The sequence below is a fragment of the Pseudomonas viciae genome (genome assembly GCF_004786035.1).
In the GTDB taxonomy this organism is placed as follows: domain Bacteria; phylum Pseudomonadota; class Gammaproteobacteria; order Pseudomonadales; family Pseudomonadaceae; genus Aquipseudomonas; species Aquipseudomonas viciae.
On record NZ_CP035088.1, the window covers coordinates 6,282,620 to 6,301,916 of the forward strand.

The window sequence follows — 19,297 nt, forward strand, 5'->3', positions numbered from 1 at the left end:
ATCGCGATGACGCCTCTCGAAACCAAGCGCCCGCTGCAGCTCAACGATCAGGGCCAGCTGCGCCACTTCCTGTCCCTCGACGGCCTGCGCCGCGAGCTGCTGACGGAAATCCTCGACACTGCCGACTCGTTCCTCGAAGTCGGCGCCCGGGCGGTGAAGAAAGTCCCGTTGCTGCGCGGCAAGACCGTGTGCAACGTGTTCTTCGAAAACTCCACCCGCACCCGCACCACCTTCGAACTGGCGGCCCAGCGGCTGTCGGCGGACGTGATCACGCTAAACGTGTCCACGTCCTCGGCGAGCAAGGGCGAAACCCTGCTCGACACCTTGCGCAACCTTGAAGCCATGGCCGCCGACATGTTCGTCGTGCGTCACGGTGATTCCGGCGCGGCGCACTTCATTGCCGAACACGTGTGCCCGCAAGTGGCGATCATCAACGGCGGCGACGGCCGTCATGCCCACCCGACCCAGGGCATGCTGGACATGCTGACCATCCGTCGGCACAAGGGCAGCTTCGAAAACCTGTCGGTGGCCATCGTCGGCGACATCCTGCACTCGCGAGTGGCCCGTTCGAACATGCTGGCCCTCAAGACCCTCGGCTGCCCGGACATTCGCGTGATCGCGCCCAAGACCCTGCTGCCCATCGGCGTCGAGCAGTACGGCGTGAAGGTCTACACCGACATGACCGAAGGCCTCAAGGATGTCGACGTGGTGATCATGCTGCGTCTGCAGCGCGAACGCATGACCGGCGGCCTGCTGCCCAGCGAAGGCGAGTTCTACCGCCTGTTCGGCCTGACCACCGCCCGTTTGGCCGGGGCCAAGCCGGACGCCATCGTCATGCACCCGGGGCCGATCAACCGCGGTGTGGAAATCGAATCAGCGGTGGCTGACGGGCCGCACTCGGTGATTCTCAACCAAGTGACCTACGGCATCGCCATCCGCATGGCCGTGCTGTCCATGGCCATGAGCGGGCAAACGGCCCAGCGCCAATTCGACCAGGAGAACGCCCAGTGAAGCTCAGCATTCTCGGCGCACGCGTGATCGATCCAGCCAGTGGCCTGGATCAAGTGACTGATATCCATATCGATGCCTGCAAGATCGTCGCCTTGGGCGCCGCACCGGCCGGTTTCGTCGCGGTCGAGACCCTCGACGCCCAAGGCCTGGTGGCCGCCCCTGGCCTGGTGGACCTGAACGTCGCCCTGCGCGAACCCGGTTACAGCCGCAAAGGCAGCATCGTCAGCGAGACCCGGGCCGCCGCCGCCGGTGGCGTGACCAGCCTGTGCTGCCCGCCGCAGACCAAACCGGTGCTGGACACCTCGGCCGTGGCCGAACTGATCCTCGACCGCGCCCGCGAGGCCGGAAATGCCAAGGTGTTCCCCATCGGCGCGCTGAGCAAAGGCCTCGACGGCGAGCAACTGGCAGAACTCATTGCCCTGCGCGACGCCGGCTGCGTGGCGTTCGGCAACGGCCTGAACAGTTTCCGCAACACCCGCACCCTGTGCCGCGCCCTGGAATACGCGGCGACCTTCGACCTGACGGTGATTTTCAACTCTCAGGATCACGACCTGGCCGAAGGCGGCCTGGCCCACGAAGGGCCGACCGCCAGCTTCCTCGGCCTGCCGGGCATTCCGGAAACCGCCGAGACCGTGGCCCTGGCCCGGGACCTGCTGTTGGTAGAGCAAAGCGGCGTGCGCGGGCACTTCAGCCAACTGACCAGTGCCCGCGGCGCGGCGCTGATCGCCCAGGCCCAGGCTCGCGGCCTGCCGGTGACCGCCGATGTGGCGCTGTATCAACTGATCCTGACCGACGAAGCGTTGATCGACTTTAACAGCGTCTATCACGTCCAGCCGCCGCTGCGCACCCGCGCCGACCGCGATGGCTTGCGCGAAGCGCTGAAGTCCGGGGTGATCTCGGCCATCTCCAGCCATCACCAACCCCACGAGCGCGATGCCAAGCTGGCACCGTTTGGCGCCACCGAGCCGGGCATCAGCAGCGTCGAACTGCTGCTGCCGCTGGCCCTGACATTGGTCGAAGACGGCTTGCTCGACCTGCCAACCTTGCTGGCACGCCTGAGCGCCGGCCCGGCCCAGGCGTTGCAATTGCCGGCCGGGAAACTGGCAGTTGGCGCGGCGGCGGATTTGGTGCTGTTCGACCCCGCCGCGTCCACCGTGGCCGGTGAAGCCTGGCGTTCCAAGGGTGACAATTGCCCGTTCCTCGGTCACAGCCTGCCGGGTGTGGTGCGTTACACCCTGATGGATGGGCGGATTACTCACCAGGCCTGATGCCGCGTCGCCTGCTTCGCGAGCAAGCCCGCTCCCACATTGGATCCGCCGTGAACACATGATGTGTGAACACCCCAGATCCAATGTGGGAGCGGGCTTGCTCGCGAATGCAGGCGACTCGGTCTAGCTGACTTAGTGAAAAGCCCCCCGCTTCTGCGCATTACGAATCGAAACCTGATCGTTCAGCGTCCAGAAGTCATACAACACCCCCAGGAAAAACACCCCGCCAGTCAGCAGGTAAAGGATCCCACTGAGCCATTTACCCTGATACATGCGATGCACGCCCAGCACACCGAGAAACGTCAGCAAGATCCACGCAACGGTGTATTCAATAGGGCCAGGGGTAAAACGCAGGTCCGCTTCGCGATCCATGGCCGGGATCAGGAACAGGTCGATCAGCCAGCCGATACCCAACAGGCCGAAGGTGAAGAACCAGATCGTACCGGTGACTGGCTTGCCGTAATAGAAGCGGTGAGCCCCGGTAAAACCGAAAATCCACAGCAAGTAGCCAATGAATTTGCTGTGGGTATCGCGGGTTACGTCCTGCTGATAGCTGTTCATGAATGGCCTCTTTTGCCTCGATAGATAAATTTGTTCAGATTTTTTGTGACTTTTTTGTATCTCGCCGACAAGCGGTCCTGAGCGGCTTTGAACCAAGCAAACCCCCGTGGGGTCGGGGTTCTGTCGGACAATCGGAGCAATTTGTCGCAATTATGCTGGGTTGGCGCCGGGTTTCGAATCGACAAACGGCCTCAGGAACGCGAAAAAAGCTGTTATAAAGTTGCGCGCTAACCTTTAAGAGCCCTGCCTAATGCGTCCATTTTTCAAGACATGGCTGACCATTTGCCTATTAATGCCACTGGCCGCCCACGCCACTAATCGTGAGCAACGTCTTCCTAACGTCAACGGCTACACCCCCAAATCCCATGTTTCTGCTCCTGCGAGCAAGAACAAGCAAAACGTCCAGCGCTTGAGCACGACTAACAGCAAGCTGGTTCCGCCCATGGCGACCAAAGCGAGCAGCAACGTGCTGAGCCGTGCCGTGAATGTACTCGGCACACCTTATCGTTGGGGCGGCAGTAGCCCAAGTAAAGGTTTCGATTGCAGCGGATTGGTGAAGTACGCCTTCAACGACGCCACATTCGACCTGCCACGCACTTCCAATGCGATGGCCTCCGGTCACGGCGAGAAAGTCGATCGCAAGGACCTCAAGCCCGGCGACCTGATTTTCTTCAAGCTCAAGAGCCGCCGGGTCAACCATGTGGCTATTTACCTGGGCAACGACCGCTTCATCCACGCCCCGCGCCGTGGCAAGTCGGTGAGCATCGACACCTTGAACAAACCGTACTGGAACACCCATTACGTGGTTGCCAAGCGGGTTCTGCCGAAAGAACCGGGTGGGCTGCGGGTGGTTCAGCGCTGATCCGGTATTTGTGTCGCTGCTGAGTGCCTCATCGCGAGCAAGCTCGCTCCCACATTTTATTTGCGGCGAACACAATTTCTGTGGTCACTGAAGATCGAGTGTGGGAGCGAGCTTGCTCGCGATGAGGCCTGCAAAAGCACCACCCTCTAGAAGTTATCCGGCGTACGCGCCCGCTCCCGGGCATGTTCGCGGCTGATCAAGCCTTTGGTCAGCAAATCCTTCAAACACATATCCAGCGTCTGCATCCCCAGCGAGCCGCCGGTCTGGATCGACGAGTACATCTGCGCCACTTTGTCTTCGCGGATCAGGTTCCGGATCGCCGAGGTCCCCAGCATGATTTCATGGGCCGCGATTCGGCCGCCGCCGATCTTCTTGACCAGCGTCTGGGAAATCACCGCCTGCAGCGATTCCGACAACATCGAGCGAACCATGGACTTCTCGTCACCCGGGAACACGTCCACCACCCGGTCGATGGTCTTGGCCGCCGACGTGGTGTGCAGGGTGCCGAACACCAGGTGGCCGGTTTCGGCGGCGGTCAGGGCCAGGCGGATCGTCTCCAGGTCGCGCATCTCCCCCACCAGAATCACGTCCGGGTCTTCCCGCAAGGCCGAGCGCAGGGCCGTGGAGAAGCTTTGGGTGTCGCGGTGCACTTCGCGCTGGTTGATCAGGCATTTGCGCGGTTCGTGAACGAATTCGATGGGGTCTTCGATGGTGAGGATGTGATGGTGCTTGTGGCTGTTCAAGTGGTCGATCATGGCCGCCAGGGTCGTGGACTTGCCTGACCCGGTCGGTCCGGTCACCAACACCAGCCCGCGGGGCGCTTCGGTCACTTTGCGAAACACTTCGCCCATCCCCAGGTCTTCCATGGTCAGGACTTTTGACGGGATGGTGCGAAACACCGCCCCGGCACCGCGATTCTGATTGAAGGCGTTGACCCGGAATCGCGCCACGCCCGGCACATCGAAGGAAAAATCGGTTTCCAGAAACTTCTCGTAATCCACCCGTTGCCGGTCGTTCATGATGTCGTAGATCAGCTCATGAACCTGCTTGTGATCCAGCGCCGGCAGGTTGATGCGCCGTACATCGCCATCGACACGGATCATCGGCGGCAACCCGGCGGACAGGTGCAGGTCCGACGCGCCCTGCTTGGCGCTGAACGCCAGTAACTCAGTGATATCCATAGCGCTCCTCAATTCCAGTAGAATGCCGCGAACCTCACCGCTGGCGCTTCTTTATGTCCACGATAGCAGACAACATCGCTCAGGTTAGTTCGCGTATCCACGCTGCGGAGCAGGCCGCCCAGCGCGCTGAACACAGCGTCCAGCTGCTGGCCGTGAGCAAGACCAAGCCCGCCCAGGCCCTGCGCGAAGCCTATGCCGCCGGCCTGCGGGACTTTGGCGAGAACTATCTGCAAGAAGCCCTGGGTAAACAGGTCGAACTCACTGACCTGCCCTTGATCTGGCACTTCATCGGCCCCATTCAATCGAACAAGACGCGCGCTATTGCCGAACATTTCGATTGGGTGCATTCCGTGGATCGCTTGAAAGTTGCACAACGCCTGTCCGAGCAACGCCCCGCCGAACTGCCACCGCTGAACATCTGTATCCAGGTCAATGTCAGCGGCGAAGCCAGCAAGTCCGGTTGCACACCCACGGACCTGCCTGCGCTGGCAAACGCCATCAGCGCTCTGCCACGCCTGAAGCTGCGCGGGTTGATGGCGATTCCCGAGCCGACCGATGATCGTGCGGCCCAGGACGCAGCCTTCGCCGCCGTTCAACAGCTGCAAGCCAGCCTGGAGCTGCCATTGGACACACTGTCCATGGGCATGAGCCATGACCTCGAATCAGCTATTGCCCAGGGTGCCACTTGGGTGCGCATCGGTACGGCCCTGTTTGGCGCGCGCGACTATAGCTAAGCCATGCTGACCCCACTCTCTAATCAAGGACCTGTCATGAGCAACACGCGTATTGCCTTCATTGGCGCCGGCAACATGGCCGCCAGCCTGATCGGCGGCCTGCGGGCCAAAGGCCTGGACGCTGCGCAGATCCGCGCCAGCGATCCGGGTGAAGAGACCCGCACCCGGGTGAGCACCGAGCACGGCATCGAAACCTTCGCCGACAACGCCCAGGCCATCGACGGCGTGGATGTCATCGTGCTGGCGGTCAAGCCACAAGCGATGAAAACCGTGTGCGAAGCTCTGCGCCCGAGCCTCAAGCCCCATCAATTGGTGGTGTCGATTGCCGCTGGCATTACTTGCTCCAGCATGAGCAACTGGCTGGGCGAGCAACCGATCGTGCGCTGCATGCCCAACACCCCGGCGCTGCTGCGCCAGGGCGTCAGCGGGCTGTTCGCCACCGCACAGGTAAGCGCCGCACAACGCCAGCAGGCCGAAGAGTTGCTGTCGGCGGTGGGCCTGGCGCTGTGGCTGGAAACCGAGCAACAACTGGACGCCGTCACCGCCGTCTCCGGCTCCGGTCCAGCGTATTTCTTCCTGCTGATCGAAGCCATGACCGCCGCCGGCGAGAAACTCGGCCTGCCGCGGGACATCGCCGCCAAACTGACGTTGCAGACTGCTCTGGGCGCCGCGCACATGGCGGTGTCCAGCGACGTCGACGCGGCAGAGTTGCGCCGCCGCGTGACCTCGCCGGCCGGCACTACCGAAGCGGCTATCAAATCGTTCCAGGCCGGGGGCTTCGAAGCCCTGGTGGAAAAAGCACTCGGCGCCGCCGCGCACCGCTCGGCCGAAATGGCCGAACAACTGGGCCAATAAGGAGCCATTCATGATTGGATTGAATACTGCAGCGGTCTACGTGCTGCAAACCCTCGGCAGCCTGTACCTGCTGATCGTGCTGCTGCGCTTCGTGCTGCAACTGGTACGCGCCAACTTCTACAACCCGCTCTGCCAGTTCATCGTCAAGGCCACCCAGCCGCTGCTCAAGCCGCTGCGCCGGATCATCCCGAGCCTGTTCGGCCTGGACATGTCGTCGCTGGTATTGGCAATCCTCGTGCAACTGGCGCTGATGGCCCTGACCCTGCTGCTGACCTACGGAACCACCGGCAACCCGCTGCAACTGCTGATCTGGTCGCTCATTGGCGTGACCGCGCTGTTCCTGAAGATTTTCTTCTTCGCCCTGATTGTCAGCGTGATCCTGTCCTGGGTCTCGCCGGGCAGCCATAACCCGGGCGCGGAACTGGTGAACCAGATCTGCGAGCCGGCCCTGGCGCCGTTCCGCCGCATCGTGCCGAACCTCGGCGGCCTGGATATCTCGCCGATCCTGGCGTTCATGGTGCTCAAGCTGATCGACATGCTGGTGATCAACAACCTGGCGGCAATGACCATGATGCCGGAAATCCTGCGCCTGCTGATCTGACCCGACACCGGCCTGATCAGTCAGCACCGATCTCTGTGGGAGCAAAGCTTGCTCGCGAAACAGGCACCTCGGTCCCTGAAAGACCGCATCGTCCTCATCGCGGGCAAGCCTTGCTCCCACGGGGTTTGCGCCGGGCGGACAATCAGCGCCGCCCGTTGCTTGCCGCTAGCCACAGCGGTCTTTAGACTTACGCCTCATTTCAACGCGAGCAGGGTCGATGCCAGCTGCCTTTCCCCCCGATTCCGTTGGTCTGGTGACGCCGCAAATGGCGCATTTCAGCGAGCCCCTGGCCCTGGCCTGCGGCCGTTCGTTGCCAGCCTATGACCTGATCTACGAAACCTACGGTACGCTCAATGCCACGGCGAGCAACGCCGTGCTGATTTGCCACGCCTTGTCGGGGCATCACCACGCCGCCGGCTACCACAGCGTCGACGACCGAAAACCCGGCTGGTGGGACAGTTGCATCGGCCCCGGCAAGCCCATCGACACCAACAAGTTCTTCGTGGTCAGCCTGAACAACCTCGGCGGCTGCAACGGGTCCACCGGTCCCAGCAGCCTCAATCCGGACACCGGCAAGCCCTTCGGCGCCGACTTCCCGGTGCTGACGGTCGAAGACTGGGTCCACAGCCAGGCGCGCCTGGCCGATCGCCTCGGTATCGGCCAATGGGCAGCGGTGATCGGCGGCAGCCTGGGCGGCATGCAGGCCCTGCAATGGACCATCACCTACCCGGACCGCGTGCGCCATTGCCTGGCAATCGCCTCGGCGCCCAAGCTGTCGGCGCAGAACATCGCCTTCAACGAAGTGGCGCGCCAAGCGATTCTCACTGACCCCGAATTCCATGGCGGTTCGTTCCAGGAACACGGCGTCATCCCCAAGCGCGGGCTGATGCTGGCGCGGATGGTCGGGCACATCACCTACCTGTCCGACGACTCCATGGGCGAAAAATTCGGCCGTGGCCTCAAGAGCGAAAAGCTCAACTACGACTTCCACAGCGTCGAGTTCCAGGTCGAGAGCTACCTGCGCTATCAGGGCGAAGAGTTCTCCGGGCGTTTCGACGCCAACACCTACCTGCTGATGACCAAGGCACTGGACTACTTCGATCCGGCAGCGAACTTCGACGATAACCTGGCGAAAACCTTCGCCGGCGCCACGGCCAAGTTCTGCGTGATGTCGTTCACCACCGACTGGCGCTTCTCCCCGGCGCGCTCGCGGGAACTGGTGGATGCACTGATGGCCGCGCGCAAGGACGTCTGCTACCTGGAGATCGACGCGCCCCAGGGCCACGACGCCTTTTTGATCCCGATCCCGCGCTACCTGCAGGCGTTCGGCAACTACATGAACCGTATAACCCTGTGAGGACGCCATGAGAGCCGATCTGGACATCATCCAGGAATGGATCCCCGCTGGCAGCCGCGTGCTCGACCTGGGCTGCGGCAACGGCGAACTGCTGACCTGGCTGCGGGACAACAAGCAAGTCACCGGCTACGGCCTGGAGAACGACCCGGACAACATCGCCGAGTGCGTGGCCAAGGGCATCAACGTGATCGAGCAGGACCTGGACAAGGGCCTGGGCAACTTCGCCAGCAACAGCTTCGACGTCGTGGTCATGACACAGGCGCTGCAAGCGGTGCACTACCCGGACAAGATCCTCGACGAAATGCTGCGGGTCGGGCGCCAGTGCATCATCACCTTCCCCAATTTCGGGCATTGGCGTTGCCGCTGGTACCTGGCGAGCAAGGGCCGCATGCCGGTGTCGGATTTCCTGCCCTACACCTGGTACAACACGCCGAACATCCACTTCTGTACCTTCGAGGATTTCGAAGCGCTGTGCCGCGAACGCGAGGCCAAGGTCATTGATCGCCTGGCGGTGGACCAGCAACACCGCCATGGGTGGGCCAGCAAGCTATGGCCTAATCTGTTAGGTGAAATAGGCATCTATCGGGTCAGCAGCCCAGGCCTTGCCGATCATCAGGTCGCGGTATGAAGCCCGGCCGAACCAGGAGCACGACATGAAACGTCTAGCGTTGTTTCTCATCACCGCCTGCCTGAGCGTTGGCGCCATGGCCGCCGATGTCATCAAGGGCGAACGCAAGGAAGTGTTCGGTGACATCACCGTGCACTACAACACCTTCAATTCCACCTTCCTGACGCCGGACATCGCCAAGGCCGCCGAACTGATCCGCAGCAAGGAACAGGGCGTGATCAACGTCTCGGTACTCAAGGACGGCAAACCGTTGATGGCCCAGGTCAGCGGCACGGTCAAAGACCTCACCAGCCAGAGCGTCCCACTGAAATTCAAGCAAGTGACCGAACAAGGCGCGATCTACTACATCGCCCAGTACCCGGTACCCCAGCAGGAAACCCGGACCTTCGAGATCAAAGTGCAAGTGGGCGACAAGCTCAACACCATCAACTTCAACCAGGAACTGTTCCCGGGCCAATGATCAACTTTACCCAACTCGTATTGGCCAGCCACAACGCCGGCAAGCTCAAGGAACTCCAGGCCATGCTCGGCGGCTCGGTGCAGCTGCGTTCGATTGGTGAGTTCAGCCAGGTGGAACCGGAAGAGACCGGCCTGTCGTTCGTCGAGAACGCCATCCTCAAGGCCCGCAATGCCGCGCGCATCTCCGGCCTGCCGGCGCTGGCCGACGATTCCGGGCTGGCGGTGGATTTTCTCGGCGGCGCGCCGGGCATCTATTCGGCCCGCTACGCGGACGGCAAAGGTGACGCAGCGAACAACACCAAGCTGCTCGAAGCCCTCAAGGACGTGCCGGAAGCCGAGCGCGGCGCGCAGTTCGTTTGCGTCCTGGCCCTGGTCCGTCATGCCGACGATCCGCTGCCGATCCTCTGCGAAGGCTTGTGGCACGGGCGTATTCTCACCGAGGCCAGCGGCGAGCACGGTTTCGGCTATGACCCGCTGTTCTGGGTGCCGGAGCGCAACTGCTCCAGTGCCGAGCTGGGCCCGGTGGAAAAAAACCAGCTGAGCCACCGCGCCCGCGCCATGGTGCTGCTGCGTCAACGCCTGGGCCTGCAATGATCGATGAGTCCCCCGCACCTCTGATTCATGGCGGTGCGCAAACCCCTCGGGCGCCACTACCGGTGCTGCCGCCCCTGGCGTTGTACATCCACATCCCGTGGTGCGTGCGCAAATGCCCGTATTGCGATTTCAACTCCCACACCGCAAGCCCGCAACTGCCGGAAGAGGAATACGTTGACGCCTTGCTCGCCGACCTCGACCAGGACCTGCACGCCGTGTATGGCCGGCAGCTGAGCTCGATCTTTTTCGGCGGCGGCACACCCAGCCTGTTCAGCGCCCAGGCTCTGGGCCGACTGCTCAAGGGCGTCGAGGGGCGCGTACCGTTCGCCCATGACATCGAAATCACCCTGGAAGCCAACCCCGGCACCTTCGAGCAAGAAAAGTTCGTCGCTTACCGGGCCCTGGGCATCAATCGCCTGTCCATCGGCATCCAAAGCTTCCAGCAGGCCAAGCTCGAAGCCCTGGGCCGAATCCATAACGGTGACGAGGCGGTGCGCGCCGCCGGTATGGCCCGTCAGGCCGGGTTCGATAACTTTAACCTGGACCTGATGCATGGCCTACCCGACCAGTCCCTCGACGATGCCTTGAGCGATCTGCGCCAAGCCATCGCCTTGAAGCCGACCCACCTGTCCTGGTACCAGCTGACGCTGGAGCCGAACACGGTGTTCTGGAACCAGCCGCCGACATTGCCGGAAGACGACACGCTGTGGGACATCCAGGAAGCCGGGCAAGCGTTGCTGGCCGAGCATGGCTACGCCCAATACGAAGTTTCGGCCTATGCCCAACCCGGGCGACCGGCGCGGCATAACCTCAATTACTGGAGTTTCGGCGACTTCATCGGCATCGGTGCCGGCGCCCACGGCAAGCTCAGCCATCCCGACGGGCGCATCGTACGCACCTGGAAGACTCGCCTGCCCAAGGACTACCTCAACCCGGCCAAACGTTTCCTGGCTGGCGAGAAAACCCTGGCCAATGAAGAGCTGCCTTTTGAGTTTTTGATGAATGCCCTGCGCCTGACTGAAGGTGTGGAAGCGCGGCTGTACCCGGAGCGCACCGGGCTGCCCCTGCAAAGCCTGGCCGAAGGCCGGCGCGAGGCCGAACAAAGCGGCTTGTTGCAGGTCGAACCGTCACGTCTGGCGGCCACCGAGCGTGGACAGCTGTTTCTCAACGACTTGCTGCAGAAATTTTTGAGCTAATTACCCAAACAAGGAAATCGAATGGATCTGGTACTCGACCTGCTCGCCACCGTGTCCCGCTGGAGCCGCAGCAACCTGTCGGAAATCTCCCTGGCATTGGTGGGCTGCCTGCTGGTGCTGTTTGGCGCCGACATCAAGGGCTGGGTCGAACAACGCCTGGGCAGCATCGCCGGCGCCCTGCGCGTTCCGTTGATCGCCCTGCTGTGCATGATCGGCAGCGGCGCGGCCCTGATCTACGCCACGCCGTGGGTCGTTCGGGGCTTGAGCCAGTTCAACAACTACAGCCTGGCGCCAGTGCTGTTGGTGGTGCTGGTGTTGATTGGTGTGGTGGCGGATCGGCGCTGATCCCACAGACACCACAAAACAAATGTGGGAGCAAAGCTTGCTCGCGATGTAGGCAACTCGGGGTTGAAGTTGGTACCGAGGTGCTGCTATCGCGGGCAAGCCTTGCTCCCACAGTTTTTACCGCGTGATGCTTACGCCACCTTCTCGAACTTCAAATCCCAAACCCCATGCCCAAGCCGTTCGCCACGGCGTTCGAACTTGGTGATCGGCCGTTCGGCCGGGCGTGGTACGCACTTGCCGTCTTCAGCCAGGTTGCGATAGCCCGGGGCGACGTTCATCACTTCCAGCATGTATTCGGCGTAGGGCTCCCAGTCGGTGGCCATGTGCAGCACACCACCGACCTTCAACTTGCTGCGCACCAGTTCAGCGAACGACGCCTGGACGATACGGCGCTTGTGGTGGCGGCTTTTGTGCCATGGGTCCGGGAAGAACAGCATCAACCGGTCGAGGCTGTTGTCGGCCACGCAGCGGTTGAGCACTTCGATAGCGTCGCAATCGTAGACCCGCAGGTTGGTCAGCCCTTGGGTCAGCACGCCATTGAGCAGCGCACCGACGCCTGGACGGTGGACTTCCACGCCGATGAAATCCTGCTCCGGCGCGGCGGCGGCCATTTCCAGCAGCGAATGGCCCATGCCGAAGCCGATTTCCAGCGAGCGCGGAGCCGAGCGGCCGAACACCTGGTCAAAATCCACCGGCGCATCGGCCAGGGGCAGCACGAACAGCGGCGTGCCCTGGTCCAGGCCGCGTTGCTGGCCTTCAGTCATGCGCCCGGCGCGCATCACAAAACTCTTGATGCGCCGGTGTTGGCGCTCTTCGCCTTCTTCCGGCAGGACAGGCGTGTCGTTCGATTCAGTCATCAATGGCTCTTACTTGATCAGACCATCCAGCGGCGAGGAGGCGCTGGCGTAAAGTTTTTTCGGCATGCGCCCGGCGAGGTACGCCAGGCGACCGGCGACAATCGCGTGTTTCATCGCTTCGGCCATCAGGATCGGCTGCTGGGCGTGGGCGATGGCGGAGTTCATCAGCACCGCTTCACAACCCAGTTCCATGGCGATGGTCGCGTCGGAGGCGGTACCGACACCGGCATCCACCAGCACCGGGATCTTGGCTTCTTCGAGGATGATCTGCAGGTTATACGGGTTGCAGATCCCCAGGCCCGTGCCGATCAGGCCGGCCAGCGGCATCACCGCGATGCAGCCGATTTCCGCCAATTGACGGGCGATGATCGGGTCATCGCTGGTGTAGACCATCACGTCGAAGCCTTCCTTGACCAGGGTTTCGGCGGCCTTGAGGGTTTCGATCACGTTGGGAAACAGGGTTTTCTGGTCCGCCAGCACCTCCAGCTTCACCAGATTGTGGCCATCGAGCAGCTCACGGGCCAGGCGGCAGGTGCGCACGGCCTCGATGGCGTCGAAGCAGCCGGCGGTGTTGGGCAGGATGGTGTAGCGATCCGGTGGCAGGATATCCAGCAGGTTCGGTTCGCCCGGGTTCTGGCCGATATTGGTGCGGCGCACGGCGACAGTCACGATTTCGGCGCCCGAGGCTTCGATGGCCAGGCGGGTTTCTTCCATGTCACGGTATTTGCCGGTGCCTACCAGCAAGCGCGACTGGTAGGTACGACCGGCCAGGACGAAGGGCTTGTCGCTACGAACGATGCTCATGGGAAATCCTCTGTTGGGGTGAGGTTCTTGCGAAATACTGTAAAGCCGCAGGGACTAGCCGCCGCCGATGGCGTGGACCACTTCGACGCTGTCGCCGTCGTTCAACGTGGTGTCGGCGTGCTGGCTGCGCGGGACGATATCCAGATTGAGCTCCACCGCGACGCGGCGTCCGGTAAGTTCCAGACGGGTCAGCAGGGCCGCGACGGTTTCACCGTCGGGCAGATCAAGGGGTTCGCCGTTCAACTGAATGCGCATGCCGGATGCCGCCATCATTTTTAGGGGCTGGCATTCTAGCCCGATCAGTCTGGGCGACCCAAGCCATTCGTCATGAAAGGGACCGTCCGGTCAGCCCAGCCGCCAGGCGGCAAGCCCCAGGCACAGCCAGCCGATCAGGAACGCCACGCCGCCAAACGGCGTGATGATGCCCAGCTTGCTGATCCCCGTGAGGGTCAGCAGGTACAGGCTGCCGGAGAACAACAGGATGCCGACCACAAATGAAATCCCGGCCCAGGTGACGATGCGCCCGGGGATGTGCGTGGCCAGCAGCGCGACGCCCAGCAGTGCCAGGGTGTGAACCAGTTGGTAGGTGACGCCGGTGTGAAAAATCGCCAGGTAATCGGCGCTCAAGCGGTTTTTCAGGCCGTGGGCGGCGAACGCCCCGAGTGCCACGCCTGTGAAGCCGAAAAAAGCAGCCAGCATCAGAAAGCTACGCAGCATGAGAACTCCAATCAGACTCGGTGGACAGGGTCTGTATAATGGCCCGCTCGACGGGTTCGGCCAAGCCATCTCTATGCTGCGTTCATTGTTTCGACGTTTCCTAAAAGCCCTGCTCTGGTTCGCCGTCGGCAGCGTTGTGCTCGTGCTGTTGTTTCGCGTGGTGCCGCCACCGTTCACGGCGCTGATGATCGAGCGCAAGGTTCAATCCTGGTTCGGCGGCGAGCCCATCGACCTGCAACGCACCTGGCAGCCTTGGGAGCGGATCTCCGACAACCTCAAGGTCGCGGTGATGGCCGGCGAAGACCAGAAATTCCCCGAACACTGGGGCTTCGACATCGGCGCGATCCAGGCCGCGCTTGCCCACAACGGGCAGGGCGGTTCGATTCGCGGCGCCAGTACCCTCAGCCAGCAAGTGTCCAAGAACCTGTTCCTGTGGTCGGGTCGCAGCTGGCTGCGCAAGGGGCTGGAGGCCTGGTTCACCGCACTGATCGAAGTGTTCTGGCCCAAGCAGCGGATCCTTGAGGTGTACCTCAACAGCGTCGAATGGGATGACGGCGTGTTTGGCGCCGAAGCCGCAGCACGGCACCACTTTCGGGTTGACGCCAACGCCTTGTCCCGGCAACAGGCCAGCCTGCTGGCGGCGGTATTGCCTAACCCTCGAAAATGGAGCGCCAGCCGACCGAGCCCCTATGTGCTGCGGCGGGCGGGCTGGATTCGCCAGCAGATGAGCCAGTTGGGGGGCGACAGTTATCTGCTGGAGCTTAATAACTCGCGACGAGCGCCTTGGGCGCAGTAGCCCATACACTGAAGATCCCTTGTGGGAGCGAGCTTGCTCGCGATGGCGGTATATCAGTCAACTTCAATGTGGCTGACCCACCGCTATCGCGAGCAAGCTCGCTCCCACAGGGGATTGCAACGTACAAACAAAAACGCCCCGATCATCACTGATCGGGGCGTTTTTTATGGCCGCTATCGCAGTCAGGCGGCGATCGACACCTTGAGCTTGTTCATCGCGCTCTTCTCAAGCTGACGAATCCGCTCGGCCGACACGTTGTACTTCTGCGCCAGGTCGTGCAGCGTGGCTTTTTCCTCGGCCAGCCAGCGCTGGTAGAGGATGTCGCGGCTGCGTTCGTCCAGCACTTCCAGGGCTTCGTGCAGGTTGGTGTTGGAGTTGTCGCTCCAGTCGGCGTCTTCCAGTTGACGCGCCGGGTCGTACCGGTGGTCTTCCAGGTAGTTGGCCGGCGATTGGAAAGCGCTGTCGTCGTCCGCTTCGGCGGCCGGGTCGAAGGCCATGTCATGGCCGGTCAGGCGGCTTTCCATCTCGCGCACTTCCCGAGGCTCTACCCCGAGGCTCTCGGCCACGCGATGGACCTCTTCGTTGTTCAGCCAGGCCAGACGCTTCTTCTGGCTGCGCAGGTTGAAGAACAGCTTGCGCTGGGCCTTGGTGGTCGCAACTTTCACGATGCGCCAGTTGCGCAGGATGAACTCGTGGATTTCCGCCTTGATCCAGTGCACGGCGAACGATACCAGGCGTACACCCATTTCCGGGTTGAAACGCTTGACCGCCTTCATCAGGCCAACGTTGCCTTCCTGGATCAGGTCGGCCTGGGCCAGCCCATAGCCAGAATAGCTGCGGGCGATATGTACGACAAAACGCAGGTGGGCGAGCACCATCTGCCGAGCCGCCTCAAGATCCTGCTCATAATAGAGACTCTCGGCCAGTTCACGCTCCTGCTCAGGCGTCAGCAAGGGAATGCTGTTCACCGTGTGCACATAAGCCTCCAGGTTCGCACCCGGGACCAGAGCATAAGCAGGTTGCAAAGAAGTGGTCATACGAAAAAACCTCCGACTCACATAACTCGTGCAGTTCAGCACTGCGAAAATTGACCGGGAACCGTAGGACAAGTTCCCACAAAAACTGAAAGGTCAATACGCGCAAAAACCCTATTTTGGTGCAAGCTCACGCAAGTGGCGTGCTACCGCAATCCATGCACCGATATAACCCAACAGCACTGCGCCAAGCAAGAGCGACAGACCATCGGCGGCTGGCACACCGGCCAGTGCGAAATCACTGCCGTACAAACCGGCCAGCCCCACTACCGCATCGTTCAGCCAGTCCAGGCCGAACGCCAATACACCCCAGGACAGAATCCCGGCACCAAAGCCATACAGCGCGCCCATATAAAGGAAGGGCCTGCGTACATAACTGTCCGTACCGCCGACGAGTTTAATCACTTCTATCTCGGTGCGGCGGTTTTCAATATGAAGACGAATGGTATTGCCTATCACCAAAAGTAATGCAGAAACCAGAAGCACCGTCAGACCGAAGACAAACCGGTCGCCGAGCTTGAGGATCGCCGCCAGACGCTCGACCCAGACTAGATCAAGTTGCGCCTGCTGTACCTTCGGCAGTTCGGAAAGTCTTTGTCTTAATGCTTCAAGGGTCGGCTTGTCGACTTCATTCGGCGTCACCAGCACCACGCCTGGCAGCGGGTTTTCCGGCAGTTCCTTGAGGGCTTCGCCCAGGCCGGACTGCTGCTGGAACTCTTCAAGCGCCTGATCGCGACTGATGTATTCGGCATCGGCTACACCCGGCATGGCTTTGATCTGCTCGCGCAGCGCCTGACCTTCCGCCGGAGTCGCCTCCAGTTGCAGGTACAGGGAGATCTGCGCCGCACGCTGCCAGGAGCCGCCCAGGCGCTCGACATTACTGAGCAATAATGACAGGCCCATGGGCAAACTCAGGGCTACCGCCATCACCATGCAGGTAAAGAAGCTGCCGATGGGCTGCTTGCCCAGGCGCCGCAGGCTGTCCAGCAGGCTGGCGCGATGGCTTTCGATCCAGGCGCGCAACAGCGTGGCAAAGTCCGGGCCGTCGTCATCGTCGCGTTTCTTCTTTTGCGGCTGCGGGTCGGAGGCTTTCGGGGCCACGCGTTCGGCCACTTTCGGGCTGCGAGTCGCACTCATACACCAGCCTCCCCGTCACCGATCAATCGACCGCGCTGCAAAGTGAGCATGCGGTGACGCATCCGCGCGATCAACGCCAGGTCGTGACTGGCGATCAGCACGCTGGTGCCTAAACGGTTGATGTCTTCGAATACGCCCATGATTTCCGCCGCCAGACGCGGGTCGAGGTTACCGGTGGGTTCGTCGGCCAACAGCAAGGCCGGGCGATGGACGATGGCGCGGGCGATGCCGACGCGCTGTTGCTGGCCGGTGGACAGGTCGCCCGGGTACAGGTCAGTCTTGTCCGACAGGGCCACGCGCTCCAGGGCCGAGTCCACGCGCTTGACGATCTCGGCCTTGGACAGCCCGAGGATCTGCAACGGCAACGCCACGTTATTGAACACGGTGCGATCGAACAGCAACTGGTGATTCTGGAACACCACGCCGATCTGCCGCCGCAGGTAGGGAATCTGCGCATTGCTGATGGTGCTCAGGTCCTGGCCGGCCAGCAGCAGCTTGCCGGTGGAGGGCCGTTCCATCGCCAACAGCAGGCGCAGTAAAGTACTTTTACCGGCGCCGGAATGGCCGGTGACAAACAGAAACTCGCCCCGACGGACCCGAAAGCTCAGCTCATGCAAGCCGACGTGACCGTTCGGATAGCGTTTACCGACCTGTTCGAAACGAATCATGAGTGCTCCCGCTCGGCAAACAGTGCCTGGACAAAGGGCTCGGCTTCAAAGGTGCGCAAATCATCAATGCCTTCGCCCACGCCAATGTAGCGAATCGGCAGGCCAAACTGCTTGGCCAGGGCGAAAATCACCCCGCCCTTGGCGGTGCCGTCGAGCTTGGTCAGGGCCAGCCCGGTCAGTTCGACGGTCTGGTTGAACTGCTTGGCTTGGTTAATGGCGTTCTGGCCGGTACCGGCATCCAGCACCAGCAGCACTTCGTGGGGCGCGTCGGCATCGAGCTTGCCGATCACCCGGCGAACCTTCTTCAACTCTTCCATCAGGTTGTCTTTGGTGTGCAGGCGACCGGCCGTGTCGGCGATCAGCACATCGATGCCACGGGCCTTGGCGGCCTGCACGGCGTCGAAGATCACCGAAGCGGAGTCCGCGCCGGTGTGCTGGGCGATGACCGGGATCTTGTTGCGCTCGCCCCACACTTGCAGTTGTTCGACGGCGGCGGCGCGGAAGGTATCACCGGCGGCCAGCATGACTTTCTTGCCCTCGAGCTGCAGCTTCTTCGCCAGCTTGCCGATGGTGGTGGTCTTGCCGGCGCCGTTGACGCCCACCACCAGAATCACGAATGGCTTGTTCTGCGAAGTGATCACCAGTGGTTGTTCCACCGGCTTGAGCATGTTGGTCAACTCGCCCTGCAGGGATTTGTACAGTGCGTCGGCGTCGGTCAGTTGTTTGCGCGCAACCTTTTGGGTCAGGCTCTGGATGATCACCGAGGTCGCCTCGACGCCGACATCGGCGGTCAGCAGGCGGGTTTCGATGTCTTCGAGCAATTCGTCATCAATGACTTTCTTGCCCAGGAACAGGCTGGCCATGCCTTCGCCGATGCTGGCGCTGGTCTTGGACAGGCCTTGCTTGAGACGGGCGAAGAAGCCGACTTTGTTCTCTTCAGCCGTGCGGGCCGGCTCGACTGGGGCCAAAGCTTCAACCGGAGCGGGTTCTGGTTCAGGGGCGGGCTGCGAAGCGACAGGTGCAATGACAACCGGCGGGGCCTCGACAATCGGCGCCACGACAGGTTGTGGCACCGCCGGAATGGGTGGGGTGATATGCGCGGCTTGCTCGTCTTCGACCAGCGCCACCGGCTCTTCTGCAACCGGCAGGGTCAGCCAGGGAGTGGGTTCGATGGGCGGGGTCAGCGGCTGTTCGGCCACGGGCTCAGGCGCGACCGGTTGCAGGACCGGCTCGGCAATCGGCAGGATGATTGGCGCGGCTTCCTCCTCCACCGTTTCGGCGGCAGGTTCAGGCAGCGGTTGTGGCTGTTCGTCGGCGGTTTCCTGCGGCTTCTTGCGCAGCCATCCGAACAGGCCTTTTTTCTCGCCAGCCGCAGCTGGGGTCTTCTTGTCGTCGTTGGAACCAAACATGGAGGACGGCTATCTCACGGTAGCGACGCGCCGCGGAGGCGCCTCGGTGATAAATATTCGATGCTGAACAGACTGCGTTTCATCCAGCTTGTTCACGCGCAACAGATTGTCGAAATGTCTCCAGGACACCTCATAGTCGATTTTTACGAAGGACTGGTACGGCATCATCGGCGAAAGCACAGGGATCCACGGGAAAATCCCACACTTCTGCGCAGAACCCAAA

At 61.9% G+C, this 19,297-nt stretch carries 23 protein-coding genes; 13 read left to right on the forward strand and 10 right to left on the reverse strand.

Going from position 1 to position 19,297, the window contains the following annotated elements; all coding sequences use genetic code 11:
• Positions 1 to 6: 6 nt before the first annotated feature.
• Positions 7 to 1,011 (forward strand): aspartate carbamoyltransferase catalytic subunit, encoded by a 1,005-nt coding sequence (locus tag EPZ47_RS28010; protein ID WP_003177495.1) that lies wholly within the window; start codon positions 7 to 9, stop codon positions 1,009 to 1,011.
• Complete coding sequence (locus tag EPZ47_RS28015) at positions 1,008 to 2,279, forward strand: dihydroorotase (RefSeq protein WP_135847619.1); 1,272 nt, start codon at positions 1,008 to 1,010, stop codon at positions 2,277 to 2,279. The genes EPZ47_RS28010 and EPZ47_RS28015 overlap by 4 nt, the downstream gene beginning before the upstream one ends.
• 132 nt (positions 2,280 to 2,411) lie before the next feature.
• On the opposite strand, the gene EPZ47_RS28020 is transcribed toward EPZ47_RS28015, so the two are convergent.
• Complete coding sequence (locus EPZ47_RS28020; protein WP_135847620.1) at positions 2,412 to 2,840, reverse strand: NINE protein; 429 nt, start codon at positions 2,838 to 2,840, stop codon at positions 2,412 to 2,414.
• Positions 2,841 to 3,090: 250 nt separating this feature from the next.
• Between EPZ47_RS28020 and EPZ47_RS28025 the strand changes: the two genes are divergently transcribed.
• Complete coding sequence (locus EPZ47_RS28025; protein WP_135847621.1) at positions 3,091 to 3,702, forward strand: C40 family peptidase; 612 nt, start codon at positions 3,091 to 3,093, stop codon at positions 3,700 to 3,702.
• 146 nt (positions 3,703 to 3,848) lie between these two features.
• Here EPZ47_RS28025 and EPZ47_RS28035 read toward each other — a convergent pair whose 3' ends face one another.
• Complete coding sequence (locus EPZ47_RS28035; protein ID WP_135847622.1) at positions 3,849 to 4,883, reverse strand: type IV pilus twitching motility protein PilT; 1,035 nt, start codon at positions 4,881 to 4,883, stop codon at positions 3,849 to 3,851.
• A 53-nt stretch (positions 4,884 to 4,936) separates the two neighbouring features.
• Between EPZ47_RS28035 and EPZ47_RS28040 the strand changes: the two genes are divergently transcribed.
• The 9 genes from EPZ47_RS28040 to EPZ47_RS28085 all read left to right on the forward strand — a co-directional run bounded on the left by EPZ47_RS28040 (position 4,937) and on the right by EPZ47_RS28085 (position 11,652).
• Positions 4,937 to 5,617 (forward strand): YggS family pyridoxal phosphate-dependent enzyme, encoded by a 681-nt coding sequence (locus tag EPZ47_RS28040; RefSeq protein ID WP_135847623.1) that lies wholly within the window; start codon positions 4,937 to 4,939, stop codon positions 5,615 to 5,617.
• Between the two features lie 36 nt (positions 5,618 to 5,653).
• Positions 5,654 to 6,472, forward strand: a complete 819-nt coding sequence (proC, locus tag EPZ47_RS28045) for a pyrroline-5-carboxylate reductase (RefSeq protein WP_135847624.1) — start codon at positions 5,654 to 5,656, stop codon at positions 6,470 to 6,472.
• Between the two features lie 10 nt (positions 6,473 to 6,482).
• Positions 6,483 to 7,073 carry a YggT family protein gene (locus EPZ47_RS28050; protein ID WP_135847625.1) on the forward strand — a complete coding sequence of 197 codons (591 nt, stop codon included), beginning with the start codon at positions 6,483 to 6,485 and terminating at the stop codon, positions 7,071 to 7,073.
• Positions 7,074 to 7,290: 217 nt separating this feature from the next.
• On the forward strand, positions 7,291 to 8,430 hold the full coding sequence (gene metX / locus EPZ47_RS28060) for a homoserine O-succinyltransferase MetX (protein WP_135847626.1): 1,140 nt from the start codon (positions 7,291 to 7,293) through the stop codon (positions 8,428 to 8,430).
• Positions 8,431 to 8,437: 7 nt separating this feature from the next.
• Complete coding sequence (gene metW / locus EPZ47_RS28065) at positions 8,438 to 9,058, forward strand: methionine biosynthesis protein MetW (protein ID WP_122567402.1); 621 nt, start codon at positions 8,438 to 8,440, stop codon at positions 9,056 to 9,058.
• Between the two features lie 25 nt (positions 9,059 to 9,083).
• Complete coding sequence (locus tag EPZ47_RS28070) at positions 9,084 to 9,518, forward strand: DUF4426 domain-containing protein (protein WP_135847627.1); 435 nt, start codon at positions 9,084 to 9,086, stop codon at positions 9,516 to 9,518.
• Positions 9,515 to 10,111: an RdgB/HAM1 family non-canonical purine NTP pyrophosphatase gene (gene rdgB / locus EPZ47_RS28075; protein ID WP_135847628.1), complete on the forward strand. Its 597-nt coding sequence runs from the start codon at positions 9,515 to 9,517 to the stop codon at positions 10,109 to 10,111. The genes EPZ47_RS28070 and rdgB overlap by 4 nt, the downstream gene beginning before the upstream one ends.
• Positions 10,108 to 11,307 (forward strand): radical SAM family heme chaperone HemW, encoded by a 1,200-nt coding sequence (hemW, locus tag EPZ47_RS28080; RefSeq protein ID WP_135847629.1) that lies wholly within the window; start codon positions 10,108 to 10,110, stop codon positions 11,305 to 11,307. Before rdgB ends, hemW begins: the two co-directional genes overlap by 4 nt.
• A gap of 21 nt (positions 11,308 to 11,328) precedes the next feature.
• Positions 11,329 to 11,652 carry a DUF3392 domain-containing protein gene (locus tag EPZ47_RS28085; RefSeq protein ID WP_003177482.1) on the forward strand — a complete coding sequence of 108 codons (324 nt, stop codon included), beginning with the start codon at positions 11,329 to 11,331 and terminating at the stop codon, positions 11,650 to 11,652.
• A 131-nt stretch (positions 11,653 to 11,783) separates the two neighbouring features.
• Here EPZ47_RS28085 and trmB read toward each other — a convergent pair whose 3' ends face one another.
• From trmB to EPZ47_RS28105, 4 genes are all read right to left on the reverse strand, one after another.
• On the reverse strand, positions 11,784 to 12,509 hold the full coding sequence (gene trmB / locus EPZ47_RS28090; RefSeq protein ID WP_135847630.1) for a tRNA (guanosine(46)-N7)-methyltransferase TrmB: 726 nt from the start codon (positions 12,507 to 12,509) through the stop codon (positions 11,784 to 11,786).
• A gap of 9 nt (positions 12,510 to 12,518) precedes the next feature.
• On the reverse strand, positions 12,519 to 13,313 hold the full coding sequence (locus EPZ47_RS28095) for a thiazole synthase (protein WP_003177480.1): 795 nt from the start codon (positions 13,311 to 13,313) through the stop codon (positions 12,519 to 12,521).
• Between the two features lie 54 nt (positions 13,314 to 13,367).
• Complete coding sequence (thiS, locus tag EPZ47_RS28100) at positions 13,368 to 13,568, reverse strand: sulfur carrier protein ThiS (RefSeq protein WP_160893822.1); 201 nt, start codon at positions 13,566 to 13,568, stop codon at positions 13,368 to 13,370.
• A 90-nt stretch (positions 13,569 to 13,658) separates the two neighbouring features.
• Positions 13,659 to 14,030: a DUF423 domain-containing protein gene (locus EPZ47_RS28105; RefSeq protein WP_041023985.1), complete on the reverse strand. Its 372-nt coding sequence runs from the start codon at positions 14,028 to 14,030 to the stop codon at positions 13,659 to 13,661.
• 73 nt (positions 14,031 to 14,103) lie between these two features.
• Here EPZ47_RS28105 and mtgA point away from each other — a divergent pair, with 73 nt between their 5' ends.
• Complete coding sequence (gene mtgA, locus EPZ47_RS28110) at positions 14,104 to 14,826, forward strand: monofunctional biosynthetic peptidoglycan transglycosylase (protein WP_135847631.1); 723 nt, start codon at positions 14,104 to 14,106, stop codon at positions 14,824 to 14,826.
• Positions 14,827 to 15,008: 182 nt separating this feature from the next.
• Here the strand turns inward: mtgA and rpoH are convergent, their stop codons facing one another.
• The 4 genes from rpoH to ftsY form a co-directional block, all read right to left on the reverse strand.
• Entirely contained in the window at positions 15,009 to 15,863 is an 855-nt protein-coding gene (gene rpoH / locus EPZ47_RS28120; protein ID WP_003177476.1) for an RNA polymerase sigma factor RpoH, read from the reverse strand.
• A gap of 111 nt (positions 15,864 to 15,974) precedes the next feature.
• Positions 15,975 to 16,997, reverse strand: a complete 1,023-nt coding sequence (gene ftsX / locus EPZ47_RS28125) for a permease-like cell division protein FtsX (RefSeq protein ID WP_135847632.1) — start codon at positions 16,995 to 16,997, stop codon at positions 15,975 to 15,977.
• The gene (gene ftsE / locus EPZ47_RS28130; RefSeq protein ID WP_025215982.1) at positions 16,994 to 17,665 is read right to left on the reverse strand and encodes a cell division ATP-binding protein FtsE; all 672 of its coding nucleotides are present in this window, start codon (positions 17,663 to 17,665) and stop codon (positions 16,994 to 16,996) included. The genes ftsX and ftsE overlap by 4 nt, the downstream gene beginning before the upstream one ends.
• A complete protein-coding gene (gene ftsY, locus EPZ47_RS28135; protein ID WP_135847633.1) occupies positions 17,662 to 19,074 on the reverse strand; it encodes a signal recognition particle-docking protein FtsY in 1,413 nt (470 codons plus the stop codon). The genes ftsE and ftsY overlap by 4 nt, the downstream gene beginning before the upstream one ends.
• Positions 19,075 to 19,297 lie beyond the last annotated feature (223 nt).